General features: G+C 35.0%; 23 protein-coding genes, 2 pseudogenes and 1 riboswitch. Of the genes and pseudogenes, 4 read left to right on the forward strand and 21 right to left on the reverse strand.

Annotated features, from left to right (window positions below):
* Positions 1–149 precede the first annotated feature (149 nt).
* The 12 genes from BM121_RS17150 to BM121_RS17205 all read right to left on the reverse strand — a co-directional run bounded on the left by BM121_RS17150 (position 150) and on the right by BM121_RS17205 (position 12,819).
* Positions 150–1,271 carry a glycosyltransferase family 4 protein gene (locus BM121_RS17150; protein WP_091484997.1) on the reverse strand — a complete coding sequence of 374 codons (1,122 nt, stop codon included), beginning with the start codon at positions 1,269–1,271 and terminating at the stop codon, positions 150–152.
* A 43-nt stretch (positions 1,272–1,314) separates the two neighbouring features.
* Positions 1,315–2,634, reverse strand: coding sequence for a nucleotide sugar dehydrogenase (locus BM121_RS17155; RefSeq protein WP_091484998.1), 1,320 nt, complete (start codon positions 2,632–2,634; stop codon positions 1,315–1,317).
* 4 nt (positions 2,635–2,638) lie between these two features.
* Positions 2,639–3,748: a glycosyltransferase family 4 protein gene (locus BM121_RS17160; RefSeq protein ID WP_091485000.1), complete on the reverse strand. Its 1,110-nt coding sequence runs from the start codon at positions 3,746–3,748 to the stop codon at positions 2,639–2,641.
* A complete protein-coding gene (locus BM121_RS17165; protein WP_091485001.1) occupies positions 3,741–4,646 on the reverse strand; it encodes an SDR family oxidoreductase in 906 nt (301 codons plus the stop codon). Before BM121_RS17165 ends, BM121_RS17160 begins: the two co-directional genes overlap by 8 nt.
* A gap of 30 nt (positions 4,647–4,676) precedes the next feature.
* Positions 4,677–5,303: a sugar transferase gene (locus tag BM121_RS17170; RefSeq protein ID WP_091485003.1), complete on the reverse strand. Its 627-nt coding sequence runs from the start codon at positions 5,301–5,303 to the stop codon at positions 4,677–4,679.
* Positions 5,304–5,853: 550 nt separating this feature from the next.
* Positions 5,854–7,686 carry a polysaccharide biosynthesis protein gene (locus BM121_RS17175; RefSeq protein ID WP_091485004.1) on the reverse strand — a complete coding sequence of 611 codons (1,833 nt, stop codon included), beginning with the start codon at positions 7,684–7,686 and terminating at the stop codon, positions 5,854–5,856.
* Positions 7,687–7,713: 27 nt separating this feature from the next.
* A complete protein-coding gene (gene galU, locus BM121_RS17180) occupies positions 7,714–8,598 on the reverse strand; it encodes a UTP--glucose-1-phosphate uridylyltransferase GalU (RefSeq protein WP_091485006.1) in 885 nt (294 codons plus the stop codon).
* A gap of 86 nt (positions 8,599–8,684) precedes the next feature.
* Positions 8,685–9,452, reverse strand: coding sequence for a tyrosine-protein phosphatase (locus BM121_RS17185; RefSeq protein WP_091485008.1), 768 nt, complete (start codon positions 9,450–9,452; stop codon positions 8,685–8,687).
* A gap of 136 nt (positions 9,453–9,588) precedes the next feature.
* A complete protein-coding gene (locus BM121_RS17190) occupies positions 9,589–10,350 on the reverse strand; it encodes a tyrosine-protein phosphatase (protein ID WP_091485010.1) in 762 nt (253 codons plus the stop codon).
* A gap of 206 nt (positions 10,351–10,556) precedes the next feature.
* Positions 10,557–11,249 carry a CpsD/CapB family tyrosine-protein kinase gene (locus tag BM121_RS17195; protein WP_175495482.1) on the reverse strand — a complete coding sequence of 231 codons (693 nt, stop codon included), beginning with the start codon at positions 11,247–11,249 and terminating at the stop codon, positions 10,557–10,559.
* Positions 11,224–11,988 carry a YveK family protein gene (locus tag BM121_RS17200; RefSeq protein ID WP_091485011.1) on the reverse strand — a complete coding sequence of 255 codons (765 nt, stop codon included), beginning with the start codon at positions 11,986–11,988 and terminating at the stop codon, positions 11,224–11,226. The genes BM121_RS17195 and BM121_RS17200 overlap by 26 nt, the downstream gene beginning before the upstream one ends.
* 201 nt (positions 11,989–12,189) lie before the next feature.
* Complete coding sequence (locus BM121_RS17205; protein WP_091485013.1) at positions 12,190–12,819, reverse strand: response regulator transcription factor; 630 nt, start codon at positions 12,817–12,819, stop codon at positions 12,190–12,192.
* 94 nt (positions 12,820–12,913) lie between these two features.
* A riboswitch (cyclic di-GMP riboswitch) is annotated at positions 12,914–13,000 on the reverse strand.
* 328 nt (positions 13,001–13,328) lie between these two features.
* Between BM121_RS17205 and BM121_RS17210 the strand changes: the two genes are divergently transcribed.
* From BM121_RS17210 to BM121_RS22720, 3 genes and pseudogenes are all read left to right on the forward strand, one after another.
* A complete protein-coding gene (locus BM121_RS17210) occupies positions 13,329–13,967 on the forward strand; it encodes a TetR/AcrR family transcriptional regulator (RefSeq protein ID WP_091485015.1) in 639 nt (212 codons plus the stop codon).
* 32 nt (positions 13,968–13,999) lie between these two features.
* A pseudogene (locus BM121_RS22715) lies at positions 14,000–15,410 on the forward strand (cytochrome P450); the annotation flags it as partial.
* Between the two features lie 62 nt (positions 15,411–15,472).
* Positions 15,473–17,188: pseudogene (locus BM121_RS22720) on the forward strand (diflavin oxidoreductase); the annotation flags it as partial.
* Positions 17,189–17,350: 162 nt separating this feature from the next.
* Here BM121_RS22720 and BM121_RS17220 read toward each other — a convergent pair.
* From BM121_RS17220 to BM121_RS17240, 5 genes are read right to left on the reverse strand one after another with little or no spacing between them, the layout of a single operon-like run.
* The gene (locus BM121_RS17220; RefSeq protein ID WP_091485019.1) at positions 17,351–17,905 is read right to left on the reverse strand and encodes an ATP-binding protein; all 555 of its coding nucleotides are present in this window, start codon (positions 17,903–17,905) and stop codon (positions 17,351–17,353) included.
* 32 nt (positions 17,906–17,937) lie between these two features.
* A complete protein-coding gene (locus tag BM121_RS17225; protein WP_091485021.1) occupies positions 17,938–18,618 on the reverse strand; it encodes a hypothetical protein in 681 nt (226 codons plus the stop codon).
* Positions 18,619–18,676: 58 nt separating this feature from the next.
* Entirely contained in the window at positions 18,677–19,000 is a 324-nt protein-coding gene (locus tag BM121_RS17230) for a hypothetical protein (protein WP_091485022.1), read from the reverse strand.
* Between the two features lie 42 nt (positions 19,001–19,042).
* Positions 19,043–19,336, reverse strand: a complete 294-nt coding sequence (locus tag BM121_RS17235) for a hypothetical protein (RefSeq protein ID WP_091485024.1) — start codon at positions 19,334–19,336, stop codon at positions 19,043–19,045.
* Between the two features lie 20 nt (positions 19,337–19,356).
* The gene (locus BM121_RS17240) at positions 19,357–19,839 is read right to left on the reverse strand and encodes a GNAT family N-acetyltransferase (RefSeq protein ID WP_245780839.1); all 483 of its coding nucleotides are present in this window, start codon (positions 19,837–19,839) and stop codon (positions 19,357–19,359) included.
* Positions 19,840–20,015: 176 nt separating this feature from the next.
* Here BM121_RS17240 and BM121_RS17245 point away from each other — a divergent pair, with 176 nt between their 5' ends.
* Positions 20,016–20,351: a hypothetical protein gene (locus BM121_RS17245; RefSeq protein WP_091485026.1), complete on the forward strand. Its 336-nt coding sequence runs from the start codon at positions 20,016–20,018 to the stop codon at positions 20,349–20,351.
* A 5-nt stretch (positions 20,352–20,356) separates the two neighbouring features.
* Here BM121_RS17245 and BM121_RS17250 read toward each other — a convergent pair whose 3' ends face one another.
* From BM121_RS17250 to BM121_RS22180, 4 genes are all read right to left on the reverse strand, one after another.
* The gene (locus tag BM121_RS17250; RefSeq protein WP_245780840.1) at positions 20,357–20,830 is read right to left on the reverse strand and encodes an HIT family protein; all 474 of its coding nucleotides are present in this window, start codon (positions 20,828–20,830) and stop codon (positions 20,357–20,359) included.
* A 35-nt stretch (positions 20,831–20,865) separates the two neighbouring features.
* Positions 20,866–20,994, reverse strand: coding sequence for a hypothetical protein (locus BM121_RS22560; protein ID WP_281244831.1), 129 nt, complete (start codon positions 20,992–20,994; stop codon positions 20,866–20,868).
* 42 nt (positions 20,995–21,036) lie between these two features.
* Entirely contained in the window at positions 21,037–21,477 is a 441-nt protein-coding gene (locus BM121_RS17255) for a YrvL family regulatory protein (RefSeq protein WP_091485028.1), read from the reverse strand.
* Between the two features lie 93 nt (positions 21,478–21,570).
* Positions 21,571–21,723 carry a hypothetical protein gene (locus BM121_RS22180; RefSeq protein WP_175495483.1) on the reverse strand — a complete coding sequence of 51 codons (153 nt, stop codon included), beginning with the start codon at positions 21,721–21,723 and terminating at the stop codon, positions 21,571–21,573.
* Positions 21,724–21,957 lie beyond the last annotated feature (234 nt).

A 21,957-nucleotide genomic window follows, 5' to 3' on the forward strand; every position in this document is an offset into this window, starting at 1 on the left:
ACTTCTGCTATGAAGTATGATACCTAACGAGAACAATTTCATGTGATTAGCTTTTTTTAACTTTCAAATTTGAAGCTATTTAACATCTTAATTACACAATTCATCAGTATCAAAAAATTGTTCATTGTAAAGTAGGCATAATTCTTCATTTACGTTTTTATTTGTTTATATAACCTTAGATATTGTTTAGAAATACTATTCCAATTAAACTTATCTGCATTTTTGTAACATCTTTGCATAATATTCTCTTTGTTATCAATAGTAATTTTTATTTTATCTGCAATATCTAAGGCATTTAACGGATCGATCCTATATCCTACTTCGCCATCTTCAAATTGCCCATCAAATCCTTGTCCTTTTGAATAAATGACGGGTAGTCCTTGACTCATTGCTTCAGCATACACTAATCCAAAGGTCTCGGTTATTGAAGGCATTACAAAAATATCTGAATTTCTATAATAATTAATCAACTTTTCTTTTTTTAGATAAGGAATATATTCAAATGATCTTATACTAGAAATTTTATTAAAATATTGTTCGTCTTTCTTTTCTCCTATTATAACCAAATCAATTTTTTTATTATATTTATTTTCTAATAAATTAGAGGCTTCTGCAATCTTTAAAATGTTTTTCCGTTTAGTAATTTGTCCTACAAATATTAGTCGAAATTCATTATTGTCTTTCTTGTTATTTTTAATATACTTATTATTTAACCAAAAATCTGTAATGCCGTTAGGTATTACTTTTGATTTCCTTAATAGTTCACTTCGGTGTTTTTCTGGAATGAATTTATTAAATACGTACTTTTCGTATGATTTTGATATAAAGATTATATTCTCTGCATTTCGCAAAATATTAATCGCTTTTTTCCTTAGATGAATAGCTTTACGAAAATACTGATTAACATCTGTATCTCTTATTGCTACTATATATGGTATTTTGTATTTCTTTTTAATTTGATATGCTACAGCACCATCATTAAATAGACTATGTGAGTGAATCACTGAAATACTTGACAAATCAAAATTATCCTCAACATCTTTTGTCATTCTATTTATTTTTGTGAAATACAAAAATTTATCATACGGTTTAATTATTTTTCTTGAGTAAAAATCGAATGGAAATTCTTTCTTTGTAATAATACTCACCGCCTTATCTTGATGTTGTGGGATATAGACCTCAAATTCAACAGCATTTTTTTTGAATGACGAAAATAAGTTATTATATACTTTTGAATAGCTAACTCCAGTGGCAATCTGAAGTATTTTCATTTAAATACACCTCGTAATCTAGCATCCATCTATTAGGGAAGGTTTACAATCTCCAATAATTGTATCCTTGTCTTTCAAGGTCTTCTTTATCTAGAATGCTTTTAATATCTATTAACACTTTTTCATTATTATTATAATCACCATATAATGAGTCTATTTCTTCCCAACTCATTCTTCTGAATTCCTCATGGGCAACAGCTAACACTAGACAATCGGCATTTTCTATATCATTGATATCCGACAAGTCTATTCCATATTCTCTTCCTGCTTCTTCAGTATTTGCTACTGGGTCTACAACATCAGGTTCTATGCCATAATCTTTTAAACTTTCAATAATATCAAAAACTTTTGAATTTCTAGTGTCAGGAGTGTTCTCTTTAAATGTAGTCCCTAATATGACAACTTTAGACTGTTTGACTACTTTGTTACTTAAAATTAGCTTTTTGATTATAGCATCAGCAACAAACTTTCCTATCCCATCATTAATCTTTCTTCCTGATAAAACAATTTGGCTATGATAGCCTAATTTTTCAGCTTCATACACGAAATAATAAGGGTCAACCCCTATACAATGTCCCCCTACAAGTCCTGGATAAAATTTCAACGCATTCCATTTAGTGTTCATTGCCTCAATGACTTCTTTTGTATCAATGTTCATACGATCAAATACCATGGCAAGTTCATTCATAAAGGCTATATTGATATCACGTTGACTATTTTCCACAACCTTAGCAGCCTCAGCTACTTTAATCGAACTAGCTTTATGAACGCCGGCATTGATAACTAGTTCATAAATTTTTGCAATTTCTTCTAAACTCTCTTCGTCTACACCAGAGACGATTTTTATAATATTTTCAATAGTATGTATTTTATCACCAGGATTAATTCGCTCGGGTGAGTAACCAACTTTAAAGTCAACCCCACATTTCAATCCTGATTCCTTTTCTAAAATAGGAATACAAATATCTTCTGTAACTCCTGGGTATACAGTAGACTCATATACTACAATAGAACCTTTGGTAAGATTTCTACCTATTATGGAACTCGCACCTTCAACTGGGGCAAGATCAGGTGTTTTATCAGAATTAATTGGTGTTGGAACCGCAACTAGATGAAATTTAGCTTCTTGAAGCATTGTTTCATCTGAAGTGAAGTTTACAGATGTTTTTTTAATAACTTCATTACCAACTTCATTTGTAGGATCCATGCCAGAAATATATAATTTAATTTTCTCTTCATTTAAATCAAAACCAATCACATCTACTTTTTTAGCAAATGAAACTGCGATTGGCATCCCGACATACCCTAATCCAACCACTGCTATTTTATCATCTTTATTCAGAATTTTTTCATATAAACTCACGGTTTCATCCCCCATAATTAATTATTTTATTAATTGCCATTATATAAGCTTTTATTACTATTTTTCGATCAAATTCTTTCTCTGCTTTTTTTCGACTTCTTTTTCCCATTAAAGTCTTTTCTTCTAATGGTAAATTTATGAATTTATCCATTGCATTTTTAAGGGATTCTGCATCTGCAACTTTGCATAAATATCCATTATATCCATTTTCTACATTATCTTTACAACCATAAGTATCACATGTGATTAAAGGTCTGCCAACAGAAGCACCTTCTTGAAGCACTGTACCTCTACCTTCTCCATAAGAAGGTAGGACAATACAACTTGATTTTTTCATTATATCAAGAATATCTTCTCTTTTTCCTAAATAATTTATTAACCCTTCATTATCATATCGTTTAAGGATATCTATATATTTTTCTTCATCTACAAATCCAACTACCTCGAATTTAATATTGCCATATATTAAAGCAAGTTCTTTCGCAGCCGTTAAGTATTCTTCAATCCCTTTATCTCTTAGTACTCTTCCTACAAAGGTAAAAGTAATATTCGTATCATTCGGTTGTTGCTCGTATTTGAAATTCTCTAAATTAACTCCTGATCCCGGGACTAGCATAGTATTTTGATTAGTAGAAATTATACCTATTTGATTATAGAAGTTCTTATTTTCTTCATTTAAAAACACAATTTTTGAGGCTGATTTAAAAGCTATTCTATTTAAAAAGATTGCAATTTTTTTTTGCCACATTTCTTGAATATAAATAGATCCTAAACCAGTCACTGTATGTATAGCCTTTGTTTGACAGAATCTAGTTGCAATTCCTCCATAAATATTAGGTTTTATTGTATAAGTGAGAACTATATCTGGTTTAATACTTCGAATTACTTTTAGATACTTAAATAATAATTTAATATCAGAAAGAGGGTTTGTACCCCTTCTTTCAATTGGTGTTTCGATTATTTTACATCCCATATTTTGAAAAAATTCATTCTCATCGGACTCTGGTAAAGCAAGATAAACTTCGTTACCTTTTTCTATTAATTCTTTTACTAATTCTTTTCTAAAAGCATATATTGTAATAAAGTGATTTGCTAAAATTAATATTTTATTCATTTTTCTGCTTTGCCTCCACGTATTCTGCAACTTCAATCTTTATCCCATTTTTGAACGACATTGGTTTGTATCCAAAATCATTAGTTGCACTCTTGTGTGAATAACTTCTATCTTCACCCATTCTTTGAACTTTTTCAATATAATCAACTTTTCCAAATGATACAATTTTAAAAATTTTTGCCATTAATACACCAACATCTATAGGTACACTAATAAAAACAGTTTTTTTGTTGAATTCGTTGCTTATTAACTTAAGAGCATCAACTATTTTGATTGGTTTTTCGCCAGTTAAATCATATGCTTTCCCATCAGTTTCATGTGAAGTCGTTAGAACAGTATAAAATGCCGCCCCTAAGTCTCTAGCATTCACTGGTTGGATTAAACTATTTCCGCCGTTGATTACAAGCATAACCCTAAGCTTATCTATCATCTTAATAAACTTACTCATATTTCTATCACAAAGATCTCCATATATCATAGAGGGTCTCAAAATAGTTACTTTAGTCAGACATTTTGGATCGTTTGTAAGTTCCTTAATTTTTTGTTCTATCCTTTTATATTCTTCTGATGCGTATTTAAATTCGGAATAAATCCCCGTGGTGTGTATCAATATGGCTCTTTTTACATTTTTGTTAATAGCCGTTTTTACTATTAATGGTGAATGGTGAATATTATAAATGTGCATTATTGTTTCAACATCATTCATTACAGTATTAATAAAGTTTGGATCATCTAGATCTCCAGACACTTTTTCTATATTTAAGCCACTGTTGTCTATCAATGAAGTGTCAGAAGATTCCCTTACAATACAGCGGATTGCACCTCGATATTTGTGATTGATAAGTTCTTGTAAGAAATATCTTCCCGTATGTCCAGTAATTCCTGTGACTAATAACACCGCTACACCTCCATAAACTAACTGTTTGCACTATGAACTAGTCTTTTTATTGCTTGCTGCTTCTTTCTTATTTTCACTTCTACCCTCAACAACACCCTCACTCTTCAAAACACTGGCAATGGTACCGAAGAAACATTTGACATCCAAAGAGAAGCCCATTTCCCTAACATACTCCCCATCCAACTTGGCCTTTATTTTTATTGGAAGTTCATCTCTACCATTAATCTGAGCCCATCCAGTTAAACCTGGTGGCACATCATTAGCCCCATACTTATCCCGTTCAGCGATCAAGTCATACTGATTCCAAAGCGCTGGCCTAGGGCCAATAATACTCATTTGACCAATAAAAATATTCCAGATTTGAGGTAGCTCATCAAGTGAAGTCTTTCTCAAAAGTTTCCCCATTCTAGTAATGTACTGCACTGGATTTTCTAGCAAATGAGTTGGCGTGTCCTTTGGTGTATCAAATCTCATCGTACGAAACTTTAACATATTAAAAAGTGTTTTATTAATTCCGACACGCTCTTGCTTGAATAGGACAGGACCTTTTGAATCTAATTTAATTCCTACAATAAGAATAAAAAAAATGGGGGATAGTATAACCAACCCTATTAAAGAAATAACAATATCTATAAACCTTTTTATTTTTATGTACATTTCCGTTACACTCCTCGAAAGTTTTTTAGTTCGTTAGTACTTAATTAAAGCACTCTTTCAACGAACTATAACTAATCAACTAAATTAAATATCAATTTAAATAGGATAGCCACCTCATAATTTCTATTCAATCATTTAAACAAACACAAAATAGATATTTACTTCTTCGCCAAGTTTCTTCCTTCAACCAACCACTAGAAAAGACCATTAACTTAGACAAAATTCAAAAGTGGAACACTCCCGGCGTATAAGAACATCACTACATTAAACAACTCCATCGAATGTTTAACTTCCTCGCTTAGAACTAAGATCACCTAAATAATGGATTTGTAATTATTGAACAAATATACCCTTACGAATAAGGAGCATCTTCCCCGTCTCACACCACACCTCGACAAACTCCCACAGTTATGACCGAGTACCTCTATTGATAAAAGTTAAGAGGACAATACCCTATCTATCAATTTTTTCTACAATGTAATATAACCTTCGCAATGTAAAGTAATAAATGTTAAAATTATTTATCATAATACATTACAAAGATTATCTATTATTTAGCTATTTCTACTTTTTTCTTACTCTCTGCGTATACAACATCCATCAACAGTTCTTTTAACTGCTTTTTATTCTTATAACTAGTGAAACTAGCAATCAATTCCAATAAGTGTATTCTTTCCACTTCTATAGTCTTCCCAACATAAATCTTCTCAAAAATTGCTTCAGGATGAACCTCATCTTTCCCAAGCAACTCCTCATACATCTTCTCACCAGGTCTAATACCGGTAAATTCTATCGGGATTTCTTCTTCCGTATATCCAGATAGTTTAATAAGGTTCTTTGCTAAATCTACTATTCTTACAGGTTCACCCATATCCAACACAAAAGTTTCTCCACCTTCTGCTAAAGTACCAGCCTGTATTACAAGTCTTGACGCTTCTGGAATAGTCATAAAATAGCGTGTCATATCTGGATGTGTGACCGTCACCGGTCCACCTTCTTCAATTTGTTTTTTAAATAATGGGATTACACTACCACGACTACCAAGTACGTTACCAAATCGTACCGCAACAAATTTCGATTTACTTCGGGTTGCTAAGTCTTGAACAACCATTTCCGCGATTCGCTTAGTTGCTCCCATTACATTTGTAGGATTAACGGCTTTATCAGTGGAAACTAAAACAAAAGTATGAGTGCCAAATTCATCTGCCGCTTCCGCTACATTTTTCGTTCCAATAATATTATTTTTTACTGCTTCATGTGGATTATATTCCATTAATGGTACATGTTTATGCGCTGCTGCATGATAAATAATTCTTGGGTTGTGCTCTTGTACAATTTCAAAGATTCGTTCACGATCTTGTACATCTGCAATTATTGGCAAAATTTCGATATCTTTTTGTTGACATTTTTGTCGAAGCTCCATATCAATAGAATAAATACTGAATTCACCATGTCCAACTAATAATATTTTCGAAGGTGTGAATCGCGTTAATTGTCTACAAATCTCCGATCCTATCGATCCACCTGCACCAGTAACCATGACTGTATTACCCGTTACATACTCTGAAATAGAGTTAATGTCTAACTCAACAGGTTCTCTACCCAATACATCTTCTACATCAACATTTTTTAGTGAACTTACTGAAATTTTTCCTGACACAATGTCTTCTATCTTTGGAACCATCTGTACTTTTACATTAGTACTGTTACAAATGGCAACTAATTCTGATAATGCACCATTTGTTAAAGATGGAATCGCAATCACCACATGATCGATTTCTAGATTTTTCACTAAATCTGGGATTTCTTTTGTACTCCCTGCTACAGGAAGGTCATACAATTGCATTTTATGTTTTGCCATATCGTCATCCGCAAATGCAACAGGTAATAGATCAGTATGTTGTTGTTCATTCTTTAATTGTCTAGCAATCATCGCCCCAGCTGCGCCAGCCCCGACTATTAATGTACGATCTCTATTTTCCTTGTCTTGCAGATATTGATCACGGTAAACTCTCCAAACAAATCTTGAGCCACCAATTAAGATAATATGTAATAACCACGTTACAAGAAGAGCTCTTCTGTAAATAGTGAAATCATTAGCTAAAAATTGTACAATCCCTGTCGCCACTATTGTGAAAGTGATTGCCTTCACAATTGCGATTAATTCCCCTATACTCGCATAAGCCCAAACTTTATGGTACAGCTTATAGACAAACGCAAAAAAGTGATGAAACAATAGTAAGGCGATCGCTGTAATCGCCATTGTTCCAACTTCAAAGTATGGAATATCAGGGTAAACAATCCATGAAGCTATAAAAATCGCTGTACTAACAATCAGAGAATCTAATAACATTAATAATAAAATTCGTTTTTTATAACCCATTTGGGCCATCCCTTCCATGGTTCAGAATTATTGTTTTACCTTGCTGCTTCCCACAGCTAATTGGTTAATGATTTTTTGCACTTCATCCCCAATTTCGTCATTTTGCAGTGCAAATTCGATCGTTGTTTTGATAAATCCTAGCTTTTCGCCAACGTCATAACGTTTGCCGGCAAAGTCATACGCGAATACACTTTGAGATTCATTTAATCGCTGAATCGCATCGGTTAATTGAATCTCGCCACCAGCACCTACTTCTTTCTGTTCTAAATATTGAAAAATAGTAGGTGATAATACGTAACGTCCCATTATTGCTAGGTTGGATGGTGCTGTTCCAGGTTTAGGTTTTTCAACAAATTTATTTACCGAATAGTTATCACCATGCTGTTCCTTTGGATCAACAATTCCATAACGGTGTGTTTCATGCTCTGGAACCTGTTGCACACCAATAACTGATCCACCTGTACTTTCGTATTCATTGATTAATTGCTTTAGACATGGGGTTTCCGACTGAACAATGTCATCGCCAAGTAATACTGCGAATGGTTCGTCGCCAATAAATTTACGTGCACACCATACAGCATGTCCTAAGCCTAAAGGTTCTTTTTGACGTATGTAGTGAATATCCACTTCTGCTGGTTGCTTCGTCTTTTCTAATAGATCAAACTTACCTTTCTTCAATAGGTTATCTTCTAATTCAAAATTATGGTCGAAATGGTCTTCAATTGCACGCTTACCTTTACCGGTTACAATTATAATATCTTCTATTCCAGATGCAATCGCTTCTTCTACTATATATTGTATCGTTGGTTTATCGACAATTGGTAAAATTTCCTTCGGCATCGCTTTCGTGGCAGGTAAGAATCTAGTTCCTAGTCCTGCTGCTGGAATGATCGCTTTTCTTACTTTTTTCATAATAGATAACAGTCCTCCAAAACATATTTAAACATTCAACTAAAATGCACCTTTAAAAGTTAACTCTAACAGATAGTTCTTCACAACTAAAAAATTCCCATAATCTTCTTTCTTTTTATTTTCTCTGGGACATCGCCTACTACATGATCCCCATTCACTAAGCATTGCGCATTTTCCATAAACCAGTAAACCAGTGAAGTACCATAATTATCTTTGATAACTCCATGTGCTTCTTGCATCACAAAACCTCTACTCGTTATATTATGCGCATCAGATGCAATAAAATGCGTTAAGTTTGCTTCAATTAACTGCAGGCTGAATTTCTTGATTTTCTTACCAAATCTCCCTGCGACGCTTGCTGCGGTAACTTGGGTTAGCGTACCATTGCTTACCAAATCATATAAAATATTAGGATTTTCGATTAATTCTTTGTTGCGTTCTGGGTGTACAATAATCGGTTTGATTCCTTGCAATTGTAAATCAAACATTAATTGTTTCGTATATCGCGGCACATGATTGGATGGAAACTCTACGAATAAATATCCGCTTGTATCATTTAGTGGTAGCAGTTGTCCGTTCTCTAAGTCATCTAACATATCTCCGTTTATGCGTGTTTCTTGTCCTGGAAGAATGGTAAGAGGAATAGCTTCTGCTTGTAATCTATCATTTAATTGATCCACGGCTACTAATATATCTTCTTTATAGTTATCATAGCTACCATTTAAGTGGTGCGGTGTGGCAATAATCGTGTTAATCCCTTGTGATACGGCACTTTTTGCCATTTGAACACTGTCTTCCATATGTTTCGCACCGTCATCCACACCAGGAAGGATATGACAATGAATATCGATCATATCAATTCATCGTCCTTTCTTATTAAAATATAAACTTTTTTGTCAGAATATCATGTTAAAGTATAACAGGAAACAAACGAAATGGAAATAGGATTTAAATGATGATTTTTGCCGAATCAAGGTTTAATTAACCTTTTCAAATCAAACCAAATAGTTTCTTCTTTTTAATTCTAGCTGGTTCTTCTCCTTGAACCATTTTATTATCCAAGAGTAAACTCATGTTTTCCCGTAATACATACCACTGGTTGAAAGAAGTATTCCGCTTTATCATCTTCCACGCAGGTTCCAAGTAATATTCTTTTGCTTCTGAGGTGTCTGAACCAACGAAATGGACCAGATTACTCTTCACAAATTGTTGGGTTAACTTTTGCAATTTCTTACCGTTCTTGCCAGCTATACTTTTAGCACTCACTTGTACTAATGCACCATTCTTCACCATACTGTAGAGATTATCATCATCTTCCTGAATCTGCAGATTTTTTTCAGGATTAACAAGCACAGGTTTATAACCTTTTAATTGTAGTTCATAGCACAATTGTTTGGTATATTCCGGAATGTAATCATACATTAATTCAATGAAGACATATTTAGGCTCTGTACCATAAGTAATTAAACTACCATTTTCTATGTCATCTTCTAGATTTCCATAGATACGGATTGTTTGTCCAGGAATGATTTCCACGTTTATATTTTCTTCCACTAGTTGTTGATTGATTTTCTCAACAAGACTGATAATAGTGTCTTTATTGACTTCTTGTTTTTCTTGTATGTATCTGGGTGCTGCAATGATTTTTCTCACCCCCGCTTTTTCCGCTTCTTTCACTATTGCGATCGACGAAGAAATATTTGCCACACTTTCTTTGTTAATTGGAAGAATATATGGATTGATATCCAACATATGCACCACCCTTTCCCGTCATTCTATTCACTCACATAAGACCTTAGTCCTATCATATATAAAGAATAGCATATCCATTGCTATTAGGAAAGTGTTAACAATTTCAGTCCCTCATCATATACACATTAGTTTAACAACCTTTTTTTATGGGGATTCATTCATAAAAAAATACCTTTCGACCATTTTAATTAGTCGAAAGGTATTTTTTAGTTTCCGTAATAGTAGTAGTGACCTTTTTTCTGTTCACGGTCATTTAGTACAACACCTAATAGTTTCGCATTACCAACTTCTAACAGATCTTTTGCCTTTGTGGCAGCATCGTATTCTGTCTGTTTACTACGAACAACCATTACTGCACCATCACAAATATTAGCAAGAATTTGTGCATCGGTTACTGCTAATACTGGTGGTGTATCAAAAAGCACGATATCATAATCCAGTCCAGCATTAGAAATAAGATTTTCCATCGCTTTAGATCCTAACAATTCAGATGGATTCGGCGGGATCGGCCCACACGTTAATAAATCAAGTCCTGCCACATCACTGCTCGTAACAGATTCACGTAATTCTGTTTCACCCACCAGTACACTACTTAATCCTCTACGATTATCAATTCGGAAAGTATAGTGTAATGTTGGTTTACGCATATCCGCATCAATGAGCAATACTTTCTTTCCTTGCTGGGCAAACACGATGGCCAAGTTCGCCGTTGTAGACGACTTCCCTTCTGAAGGTCCAGAAGATGTCACAAGTATGTTTTTAAGTTCTCCATCTACAGCTGAGAATTGCAAGTTCGTTCGAATCGTTTTATATTGTTCTGAAATAGGAGAACGCGGGTTCATCTTTGTAATTAAATGTCTTACATTATTTAATTTAAACTGTTTTTTTCCTCTGGCCACTTACGTTCCCCCTCTCCTTTGTTTGATTGATCGAAACGGGCTTACCCATCGACATCATATCTTTTTCCTCAATATGCGAGACTACTCCGAGAATCGGTAATTCCAATTTGTCCTCCACATCTTGCTCGGTTTTAACTGTGTTGTCTAAGTATTCAAACAAGAACGCTAAACCTACCCCAACCATTGCCCCAAGTACCATCGCAATTGCTATGTTAAGCAGTGGTTTCGGATTCACGGGTGACGGATTTGCTGGTACAACCGCTTCGGATAAGACATTCGCATTGCTAACGTTCATTAATTCTGGTAAGTCTTCACGAAAAACTTCCACCGTCGTATTAGCTATTTCCGCCGCTACTGCCGGATCATAGTCCGTTGCCGTTAACGTAACAACCTGTGAGCTCTCTGAGTTAGATAAAGATATTTTTTCACTCAACGCTAATGTCGAAATCGTTAAGTTCATTTCATCCACTACTTGATCCAATATTCGATTACTAGTGATGATATCGTTATATGTATTGATTATTTCTACGTTGGATCGAATTTGGTTAAGGTCGACATTACTTGTCTCATTTGTATCTTGATTGACGATAAATTGTGTACTAGATTGATAAGTTGGTGTTAAAACAAAAAAACTAAGGATTGCGCTGATCCCGGCAGCGCCAACAATTAATAATATAATCAGTAATAAACGTTTCTTCAGGACTTCGAAAATCTCTTTCAGTGATATCGTTTCTTCCATTATTCGTTACCTCCGCATATAGTTCTTTCAGATGAAGTCTATCGCTATATTGTATACGATCACACCATAAACGAAATTATAACATAAACTGTTTTTATTTGTCATAATTATCTTGTGATTTTTTGTGAATTTTCTAGGTACTATTTGTTATACTCGTATAAAAAGAAGCCTGCGTTATCTATCAACACAGACTTTGATTCATTACGATACATGGAACCATTGATTCTTTAGTGCTGTAATCACCGCATTCGTTCGATCAGGTACTTCTAATTTTCTTAAGATCGAACTGATGTGATTTTTAACCGTTTTGTCGGTAATATATAATTTCTGACTGATACGGTTGTTACTATATCCTTGTGTTAAGAGTTCCATCACTTCCCATTCACGATTGGTGAATACACCCACTGGCCGCCTTTCTTTGCGACTATGAATGTCACGGTAGTCTCCTAATAGAACTTGACTTAAATCCTCATGAATATAGTGTTGTCCAGATATAATCTTTTGAATGGCATGAACTAGCTCTTTCTTCTCCATTCCATTAAAGAAGTAACCATTAAGGTCCATTTTAAATAACTCTGTAAGGCTTGGATGATTGGCATCTTCTGTCCATACAATAATTTGCTTGTTGTTTTTCATGTATGTATTAATTAGGCTCATGGTATCTACATTTGTATCAATATCAATGATGAGCAGGTCGATAATATAGTCTCGGAGTTTTTCTTGTTGTTTCGGTTCAACCGCAATGATATTATAAGATTCAAACTCATTCGAAAGCACCCCTACTAAACCTTCTCGAAAAATAGAAGTTTCTTTCACTATTGCTATACGCATTGATATTTCCTCCTGTTTTCCTTTTTTAAAATAAAAGGCTATTTCTGATAGTGCAGAAACAGCCTAAAACAACTTCCGTATACGTTTAAATAATTTAGGTAACCAGGCCATCATAGGTAATTATACCCTTAGACCCTAGGCTTTGCGTCCTGTCTTTTCAAACAGTTTGCCTTTTTCTCACTATTCTATTCTGTCTTTCATGATACATCTTTCCTATTATCTTTTCAATATTAAGGGAGAAATAACTACAAAAATAAGCACTTTAACCTATTAATTGCTAATTTATTGGTAATTAATCATGGGTACGGACTTGTTTTTTGTCTTTTTTTGTCGTCAATCTGAAACATAGTTCTTTATACTTTAATATAGCTTCAAAAAAAATGTTTTTATGACACAGAAATAACTTAATATAGTAGCTTTTAACTTCTCTTGACTATATTAATCAATTGATTAATAATGGAAGTGAATTTAATTAAACGAGTGATTAATTACAGAAAGGAACTTCTATTATGAATGTTGCAAATAGCAAAAAAACTCGCGGAAGACCTTTCAAAGATAAAGAAGTAGCAAAGATGGAGCTGTTAAACTCTGCTACCAAGCTTTTTTCCACAAAAGGATTTGAAGAAACAAGTCTCCGCGAAATTGCGTTAGATGCTGATGTAAATATGGCTCTCGTACAGTACCATTTTGGTTCCAAGTTAAATTTATGGAAGGGAGTGATAACAAAACTCTCCGAGAAGGTGCTAGAAGTTAATGAATTCACTGTGGAAGAAGTCGATGATGATGCTAATATGAGAGCCTTGTTAGTTGAATTGTTCGACAGGATGGTTGACATGAGTTTTCAACATCGGGAATTCAGTTTATTTATCATTAATGAAACGGTGCAGCAAGGGGAAAGATTTGACCATTTATTTGATAAGTTAATCAAGCCTTATCATGACCAATCTTATCCTTTTATTGTGAAAGGAATCGAATTAGGTATTCTGGAAGACCAGCATCCAGAAGAACTGATTATCATGTTGTTGTCATCTGTTTCATACCAACAGGCTGTCCCACATCTTTTAGGGAAATTCACGAATGTAACTGACGATGAAGAGAAGTGGAAACAAGCAATCAAACACAGTTTAAAAGTAAATTTTATCAAATAATACCACAACTCATTCTTGAAAGGGTGTTTCAAATGGAAAAAAAGGCAACTATCCCTCAACCGAAAACCTATGGTCCGCTTGGTAATATCCCATTAGTCAATAAAGATAAACCCGTTTTATCCTTTATGGAACTAGCGGAAGAACATGGTCCCATTTTTCGGTTGCAAACCCCAGGAAATACCACCATTATCGTTTCTGGTCATGATCTAGTAGAAGAAGTCTGTGATCAATCACGGTTTGATAAAAGTGTTGAAGGTGCTTTAGCAAAGGTTCGTGCTTTCAGCGGAGACGGGTTGTTTACCAGCTGGACCCATGAGGCTAACTGGAATAAAGCACATAATATTCTAATGCCTACATTCAGCCAGCGGGCAATGAAGGATTATCATGCCAAGATGGTGGATGTTTCTACACAACTTGTTCAAAAATGGGCACGCCTGAATCCAAATGAAGAGGTGGATGTCCCCGCAGATATGACCCGTCTTACCTTAGACACGATTGGACTATGTGGTTTTAATTACCGATTTAACAGTTATTATCGTGAGACATCACATCCTTTTATCACCAGCATGGTCCGTTCTCTCGATGAAGCAATGCACCAAATACAGCGACTGGATATACAAGACAAACTCATGGTGAGAACGAAGCGCCAATTTCAGCACGATATTCAAACCATGTTTTCTTTAGTGGATAATATTATTACTGAACGAAAGGCCAATGGAAACCAGGAGGAAAACGACTTACTATCCCGTATGTTGAATGTGAAGGATCCCGAAACAGGTGAAAATCTAGATGATGAAAATATTCGTTACCAAATCATCACCTTTTTAATAGCTGGGCACGAGACCACAAGTGGATTGTTGTCCTTTGCGATTTATTTCCTATTAAAGAATCCAGATAAATTGAAAAAAGCCTATGAAGAAGTAGACCAAGTATTAACAGGTCCCGCTCCAACATATAAACAAGTGCTACAGCTTAAGTATGTTCGAATGATTTTAAATGAATCGCTACGTCTATGGCCTACCGCACCAGCATTCAGTCTGTATGCAAAAGAAGACACGGTGATTGGTGGGAAATACTCGATTAAGAAAGGGGAAGATCGCCTTACTGTTCTTATTCCACAGCTACATCGTGATAAAGATGCATGGGGCGACGACGCGGAAGAGTTCCATCCTGAACGGTTTGAAGATCCAGAAAAAATACCTCATCATGCTTATAAACCATTTGGAAATGGACAGCGGGCATGTATCGGTATGCAGTTTGCTCTGCATGAAGCTACTCTCGTACTGGGAATGCTCCTTCAACATTTTGAGTTTATCGATGATCAAAACTATCAGCTGGATGTGAAGCAAACATTAACACTAAAGCCTGGCGATTTAAAAATTAAGGTTCAACCTCGGAATCAATCTACAAGCCAGCCATCTACCCTTGCACCGGTAGTGGATACACCAGAGAAAGAGCAAGTTGAACAACAGAATGTCGCTCCTCTTTCTGGACTTAATGATCGTCCACTGCTTGTTCTTTACGGCTCTGATACAGGGACAGCAGAAGGAGTTGCACGAGAATTGGCGGACACGGCTAGTTTACACGGTGTTCAAACGGAAGTGTCCCCCCTTAACGATCGAATCGGAAATCTACCAAAAGAAGGGGCAGTTCTGATTGTGACTTCCTCTTATAACGGAAATCCGCCAACCAATGCCGGTCAGTTTAAACAATGGCTAGAAGAACTAAAACCAGATGAGCTTACTGATGTCCATTATGCAGTGTTTGGCTGTGGAGACCTTAACTGGGCCAGTACCTATCAGCATATCCCAAGAACAATCGATGAACTGCTTGCCCAAAAAGGAGCAACCCGTTTTTCAGCACGAGGAGAAGGGAACGTCAGTGGAGACTTTGAGGAGCAGTTTGACCAATGGAAAAGTAGCATGTGGTCGGACGCGATGGAAACCTTTGAATTAGAACTCAATGAAAATGTAGAAAAAGAACGGAATACATTAAGCCTTGAGTTTGTCAGTGGACTTGGAGGTTCTCCACTTGCTCGCTCATACGAAGCAGTAAACGCGACTATTGTGGAAAATCGTGAACTCCAATCAGTTGACAGTGATCGAAGCACTCGACATATCGAGGTAGCTTTACCAAAAGGAGTTACTTATCAAGTAGGAGACCATCTCGGAGTACTCCCACACAATAGTGAGGAAATGGTCAACCGCGTGCTTCATAGATATCAACTGAACGGGAATGATCAAGTAGTGCTGTCAGCAAGCGGTCGGAACGCGACTCATTTACCAGTGGATGTACCTGTTCGTTTACATGATCTGCTTAGCTATAGTGTAGAATTACAGGAAGCAGCAACTAGAGCTCAAATACGAGAAGTGGCATCTTTTACGAGTTGTCCTCCACACAAACATGAATTGGAACATTTAGTGGAAGAGGGAATTTATCAGGAGCAAATATTAAAGAAACGTATTTCCATGTTAGATCTTATCGAAAAGTATGAAGCATGTGAAATGCCGTTTGAGCGCTTATTAGAACTTCTTCCTGCACTCAAACCGCGTTACTATTCTATTTCAAGTTCATCACTCGTTGCCAAGGATCGCCTAAGCATTACAGTCAGTGTTGTCAGCGGACCTGCATGGAGTGGACTAGGAGAATATAAAGGGATTGCTTCTAATTATTTAGCTCAATGTAGCCTGGACGATAATATTGCTTGTTTTATTCGTACGCCACAATCTAATTTTCAGTTGCCAGAAAATCCAGCAACTCCCATTATTATGGTTGGACCAGGAACTGGGATTGCACCATTTCGAGGTTTCTTACAAGCTCGTCGTGTTCAAAGACAAGAAGGGATAGAGTTAGGAAAGGCACATTTATATTTCGGTTGTCGTGATCCTAAGCTAGATTATCTTTATCGAAAAGAATTAGAAAGAGAAGAAACGGACGGTTTAATATCCTTGCACACAGCTTTTTCTCGCTTAGAAGGGCAACCTAAAACATATGTACAGCATGTAATGAAACAAGATGGATCTTCATTACTTTCATTATTAGATAATGGAGCTCACCTATATGTATGTGGTGATGGTAATCAAATGGCGCCCGATGTAGAAGATACGCTTTGTCAGATTTACCAAGAACATCATAGTGTCAGTGAACAAGAAGCGAAAAATTGGTTAGATCAGTTACAACGTGAAGGACGATATGGGAAAGATGTTTGGGCTGGGGTTTGATTACTAGTTTAAATAATGAAAGTTTATAGCATAATTAATGCGGGTATATAGTTAGTGTTCGACATCTCTATCATCAAGCAGAAGAGGATCAAGGGAATATTTTGCTTTCCCTTTGGTTCTCTTTTGTTGTTAATAACGGGGTTATGACCTGGAGGGGTGTTCTCAAATATCTTCATTCATTCCATTCGACTTTAAATAGTCCGAGACAATATCTACTCGTTCCTTAACTGAATAATCCCCTTCTATTTTTAGTGTTGGACAAGATAAGTCTGCCATCCAATCTTTATGTAAAGTTTTACTTCTAACTTCCATTCCCGCACTATCATATAAAGAAGCCCACTCTAGAAATGTTTTGGATTGTTCATATTTGCTACCACCTGGTAATATTTCGTTTCCATACCTCTGAAATTCTCGCTTTTTAAGTCTTTCAATCCTTATATCTTGGGGAGTCCACAAGAATATAACGAGGTCAAAATAGCTTTTAAAGTTATCTCCCCAACCACACACCGCACCTGATAGAATCCAATTTTCATATAGTGATAAATCCTTTTCAAGCATTCTTCGTCTTTCAGGTATTTGTCTTTGTTTGGTGAATTTGGTTGTCCAAAAGTAATCATCCGTATCAAGATGTGTATGAGTTAAAACCTTTGATAATGCAGCTCCTAGCGTCGATGTTCCAGCCCCTGACGCACCTAATATGTGGATGTTCCTTTTCATGGTTCCTTCCCCCTGTTCTTCCTAACGTTAGCTTAATGAACATGTAACACTTCTATTAATTGGATGATTTCTTCATCATCACCTGGATCAACATACACTTGCTCGGTATTATCACTAATATCCTCTGTATACTCTTGCATGAAGTTTTCATCCACATCAGCTGGAGAATCCCAACGTAAAGGAACATTGTATACGTTAATCGTGCCATCACCATTACCACTATACGTTACTGATCCATCTACTAAGCGAGAACCTGCTAACTGGATCACGTCTTCTGGATAACTAGCACTTGTGTCATCATTAGGATTGATAGGTTCACCACTTGATATATGTCGAACATTCAATTCATCTATCTCTTGATTTGGCCCAAGTTGCAACCAAACGCGAGCATACTCAATCTGTTCACTAGAATACTGAGCTAGTGTATCTTTATTATCTTGTGCATTTGAGTCACTATTTTCAGACGTGGTACTATCGGAATCATTATTAACTGTTTCTTCTGACGAGATGTTATCTACATTATTAGTGTCTGATTCCTCTACTTCATTTGTTGAAGTATTTTTGTCTGTTTCGGTGGTATCTTTTTCTGTTAATTCTAAAGCAGCACTATTTTCTGAAGAATCAGTTGAGGATTCTTCGTTGGTATCACTAGCACATCCAACTAGCACAAATACAGCAACATTTAAACAAAGGATTATAGTTAGTTTTTTCATTTGTTAATCGTTCCTTTCATTATTGTAAAATCGATCGCAGTTCCAAAAAATATATGTGTTAATCTGCTACGAAGTCTTTTATAACTTTAATTTTATGAGCTACTTGAATTCCTTCACTCTCCTTGACCCATACCTTCACTTCTTGTCCTTCATTTAAACCATCAACATCCTCTACTTTCCCTACTACTTTTGTGCTGTCATCAAAATGAATGACAGGTGTATTATAATCTGCTTCAGGATCTATTTTAAGAGGAAATAACAAGAATTTATTTTCTTCTAACTCACTTACTATACCGTGATAATCCGATAAGCTAAAGAAGAAAACAGTTATGATTGATAGTAGTATTATAATTATTATACCAATTAATAATGGTTTTCTCATTATTTTCCTCCTAATAAATCTCTCCGCTTAGTTAAATATCAATTATCGATATCCACAATTCGGACATGATTTTAACGTGTCATCAAATTCATAATCGCAATTCGGACAATTTTTATTTGTTTTATGAAGTTTTTTCATGAACTGATTTTGTTGTCTTAATTGGAATAATATATTTTCTTGATTGTCTATAATCATACTTAATGCAAAAAATATCATAGCTGCTGTAACTCCACCAATTATGCTCATTAATAAAACGAAAAAAGTTCCATTCATTAGTCCTACTACTACGCTAATAATGATTACTATTACACCAATTATAATAAGTGCCCAACTCATTAGTATCACTGCACCCCTTTTTAATGCTGGAAGATTGAACCGTCTCTAACCATTGTCATAAATTCAGTGGACTCATTGGAAAATTCAACAGCCTTAACAAAACCAAATTTTTCGTACAAATGAATTGCTCTATGATTGAATTTAGCTACACTTAGACGAATTAATGTAATGCCCTTTCTTTCAATATAGTTAAGAACAAAAGAGAAAAAGATGGAGCCGTTACCTCTTCCGGTTAATTCAGGTTTAATACCAATTCCAATATCAATGTACCCTTCTGGATAAGCACCAAATGGAGAGCCAATCGGTATTTGTGCAGGCTTTCCCAAACAAAGGAATCCAACTAATTGATTGCGTCTATCTACAACAGCATAATATTCATTTTTAAGAAATTCTTTTATGGAGTTTTCAGCTATATTATAGAAATCATAAGGGGATTCATACTTCCAGCTTACTATTTCCTTTGCAAATGTTTCATTCATATCCATTATTGATAAACCTTCCATTGATACTTCCTCCTTTTGGGGAATCGACTTTTTACCTATTTAGATAATACACTAACATAATATTCCATATCCATAGTACTTTATTTGATTCTCATGAAACTCTCATTTTCTTATCAGCATTTTATTAGAAAAACTTTGTAGTATATAAACTAACAAGACAAGAGAGGAAGAGAAAAATGAAAAAGCTATTAATTATTACTAGTATTCTCACCATTATACTTACGGCTTGTGGTAGCCAACAACCTGAAGTGCAGAAAGAAAATAATGAATTACCAGAACACCATATACTGAACCAATATATTGATCTGACAACTCTAGAGCAAATAACCGTCAAAGATAATTCAGAGAAAAGAGTACTTATATTTGAGACAGAGGCAGGAAAGAAAGTATATAAAAGTGTTTATATAAAAGAAAAAAGCAGATTAAAACTCATTCATCTTGGTGAAGAAGGTGGAAATGTGGAAAGAAACTATAAATGGGAAAAAGTGTCTTCGAGAAAGCTCCACCCTTAATGAACTTAATAAGCTTTTTTCATTAACTCATTGATTTCATTATTTAACTTCTCTTTTAATTCGCCATGTGTTTCATGAGAGTATTGATATTCAGGATTACGCCATTTTTCACTAGAATATTGCCAAACGGGGTAAGGAATTCGTTCCTCTGGTTCCCAATTATAGCGCGGAAAAACATGTGCGTGTAAATAAGCATCTGTATTACCATAAATGGAATAATTCACTCGTCTAGGTTCACATACATTTAAAATGGCTTCTCCAATCAAACTCATATCTAACAAGTAATCACTTCGCTGTTTAAAGTCAAGTTCTTCTAGTGATCCATACTTTTTAAATGGTAAAAGCACACAATATCCTGGCAGAAACTGAGTATCTCCAATCATAGCAAAACCACTTTTCATTTTGGTAATAATCATTGGATTTTCCCCGCGATGTGCAGATCCTATTCTATCTTTTTTCCAATCTTCATTAGACATCATATTCAATCTCTCCCTTGGACTTTGCGTTTAAGGAGTTACCCATTTTTTTCATCTATTTGCTTCAATAATTCTATTATTTCTTCATTTTGTTTATTTCCTTTTCTAAGATGTCCTTCTATGGAAAGAAGAGTAATTATTACAACGATACTCCCTAAGATAAACATTACCATTCCCCCTACTTTTTCTAGAATTTAAAAAAAGTTTCTTTAATCCTTATCGTCAAAAACAATTTCAAGTACAGCAAGCAGTAATGCGATGATGATCTCTGCTTTTAAGGATAGCGTAATGCTCCTCATAAACTCATCCACCGTAAACAGGACTAGCCAGTTTGATAAGAATTCAAAACTGAATCTGAAAAATACTATCTTTATTTTTTCCGTTATATTTCGGACGGTTAACTTGAAAATAACCTTGAAGAACAGTTCGGCAATTAATCCTAGAAGAAAGAAGCTGACAACAAAACCAATCAGTGACCAAAAGGATTGATACTGAACACCGAGCAGTTCGAAAAGTCCTGCCAACCCAAAGAAAAAAATCCCTATTACAAAGCCGATCACAAGGATAATGAGAAGTGCTATTCCAGCAATAGTTGCCGCTTTTTCTTTTTTATTCATATCGCGAAATGAGTCATTTTTATCTTCTGACATAGGTTTGTTTCTCCTTCTGTTGGTATACCATTGTTTTAAGAATAGCGCCCGAAATTATTGTTTAAGGTTTGATAATCAAAGAGAAGAAGATACTCATTTACTTTCTAAATCTTCTACACGCTTTTCTAAACTATCTATCTTTTTATTTAATTCCTTATTTAATCGACTAGATATCATTTTTACCACTGAAATAAAAAATAAGACTAAGACAAATGCGCCTAAAGCATATCCTATGACAATTTCCATTGGAAAAACTCCTTTTCTTTTCAACTGTTTATCTATAATGGATTCTCTCTATTTTTACTGTTATGCTTCTTTTTTGCGAAATAGTTCCAGATATAATAGACGAGCCAAAATACGATGATCACTATAAATGTATAGTAGCTCGCATAATCACTCGGAACAGAGAAATATATTATTATTGCTGTAATTAAAAATGGTGGCATAAGTATCCAATATCTCTTATTTTTAGAGTGTTTT

The sequence above is a fragment of the Gracilibacillus orientalis genome, assembly GCF_900114645.1.
In the GTDB taxonomy this organism is placed as follows: Bacteria; Bacillota; Bacilli; order Bacillales; family Amphibacillaceae; genus Gracilibacillus; species Gracilibacillus orientalis.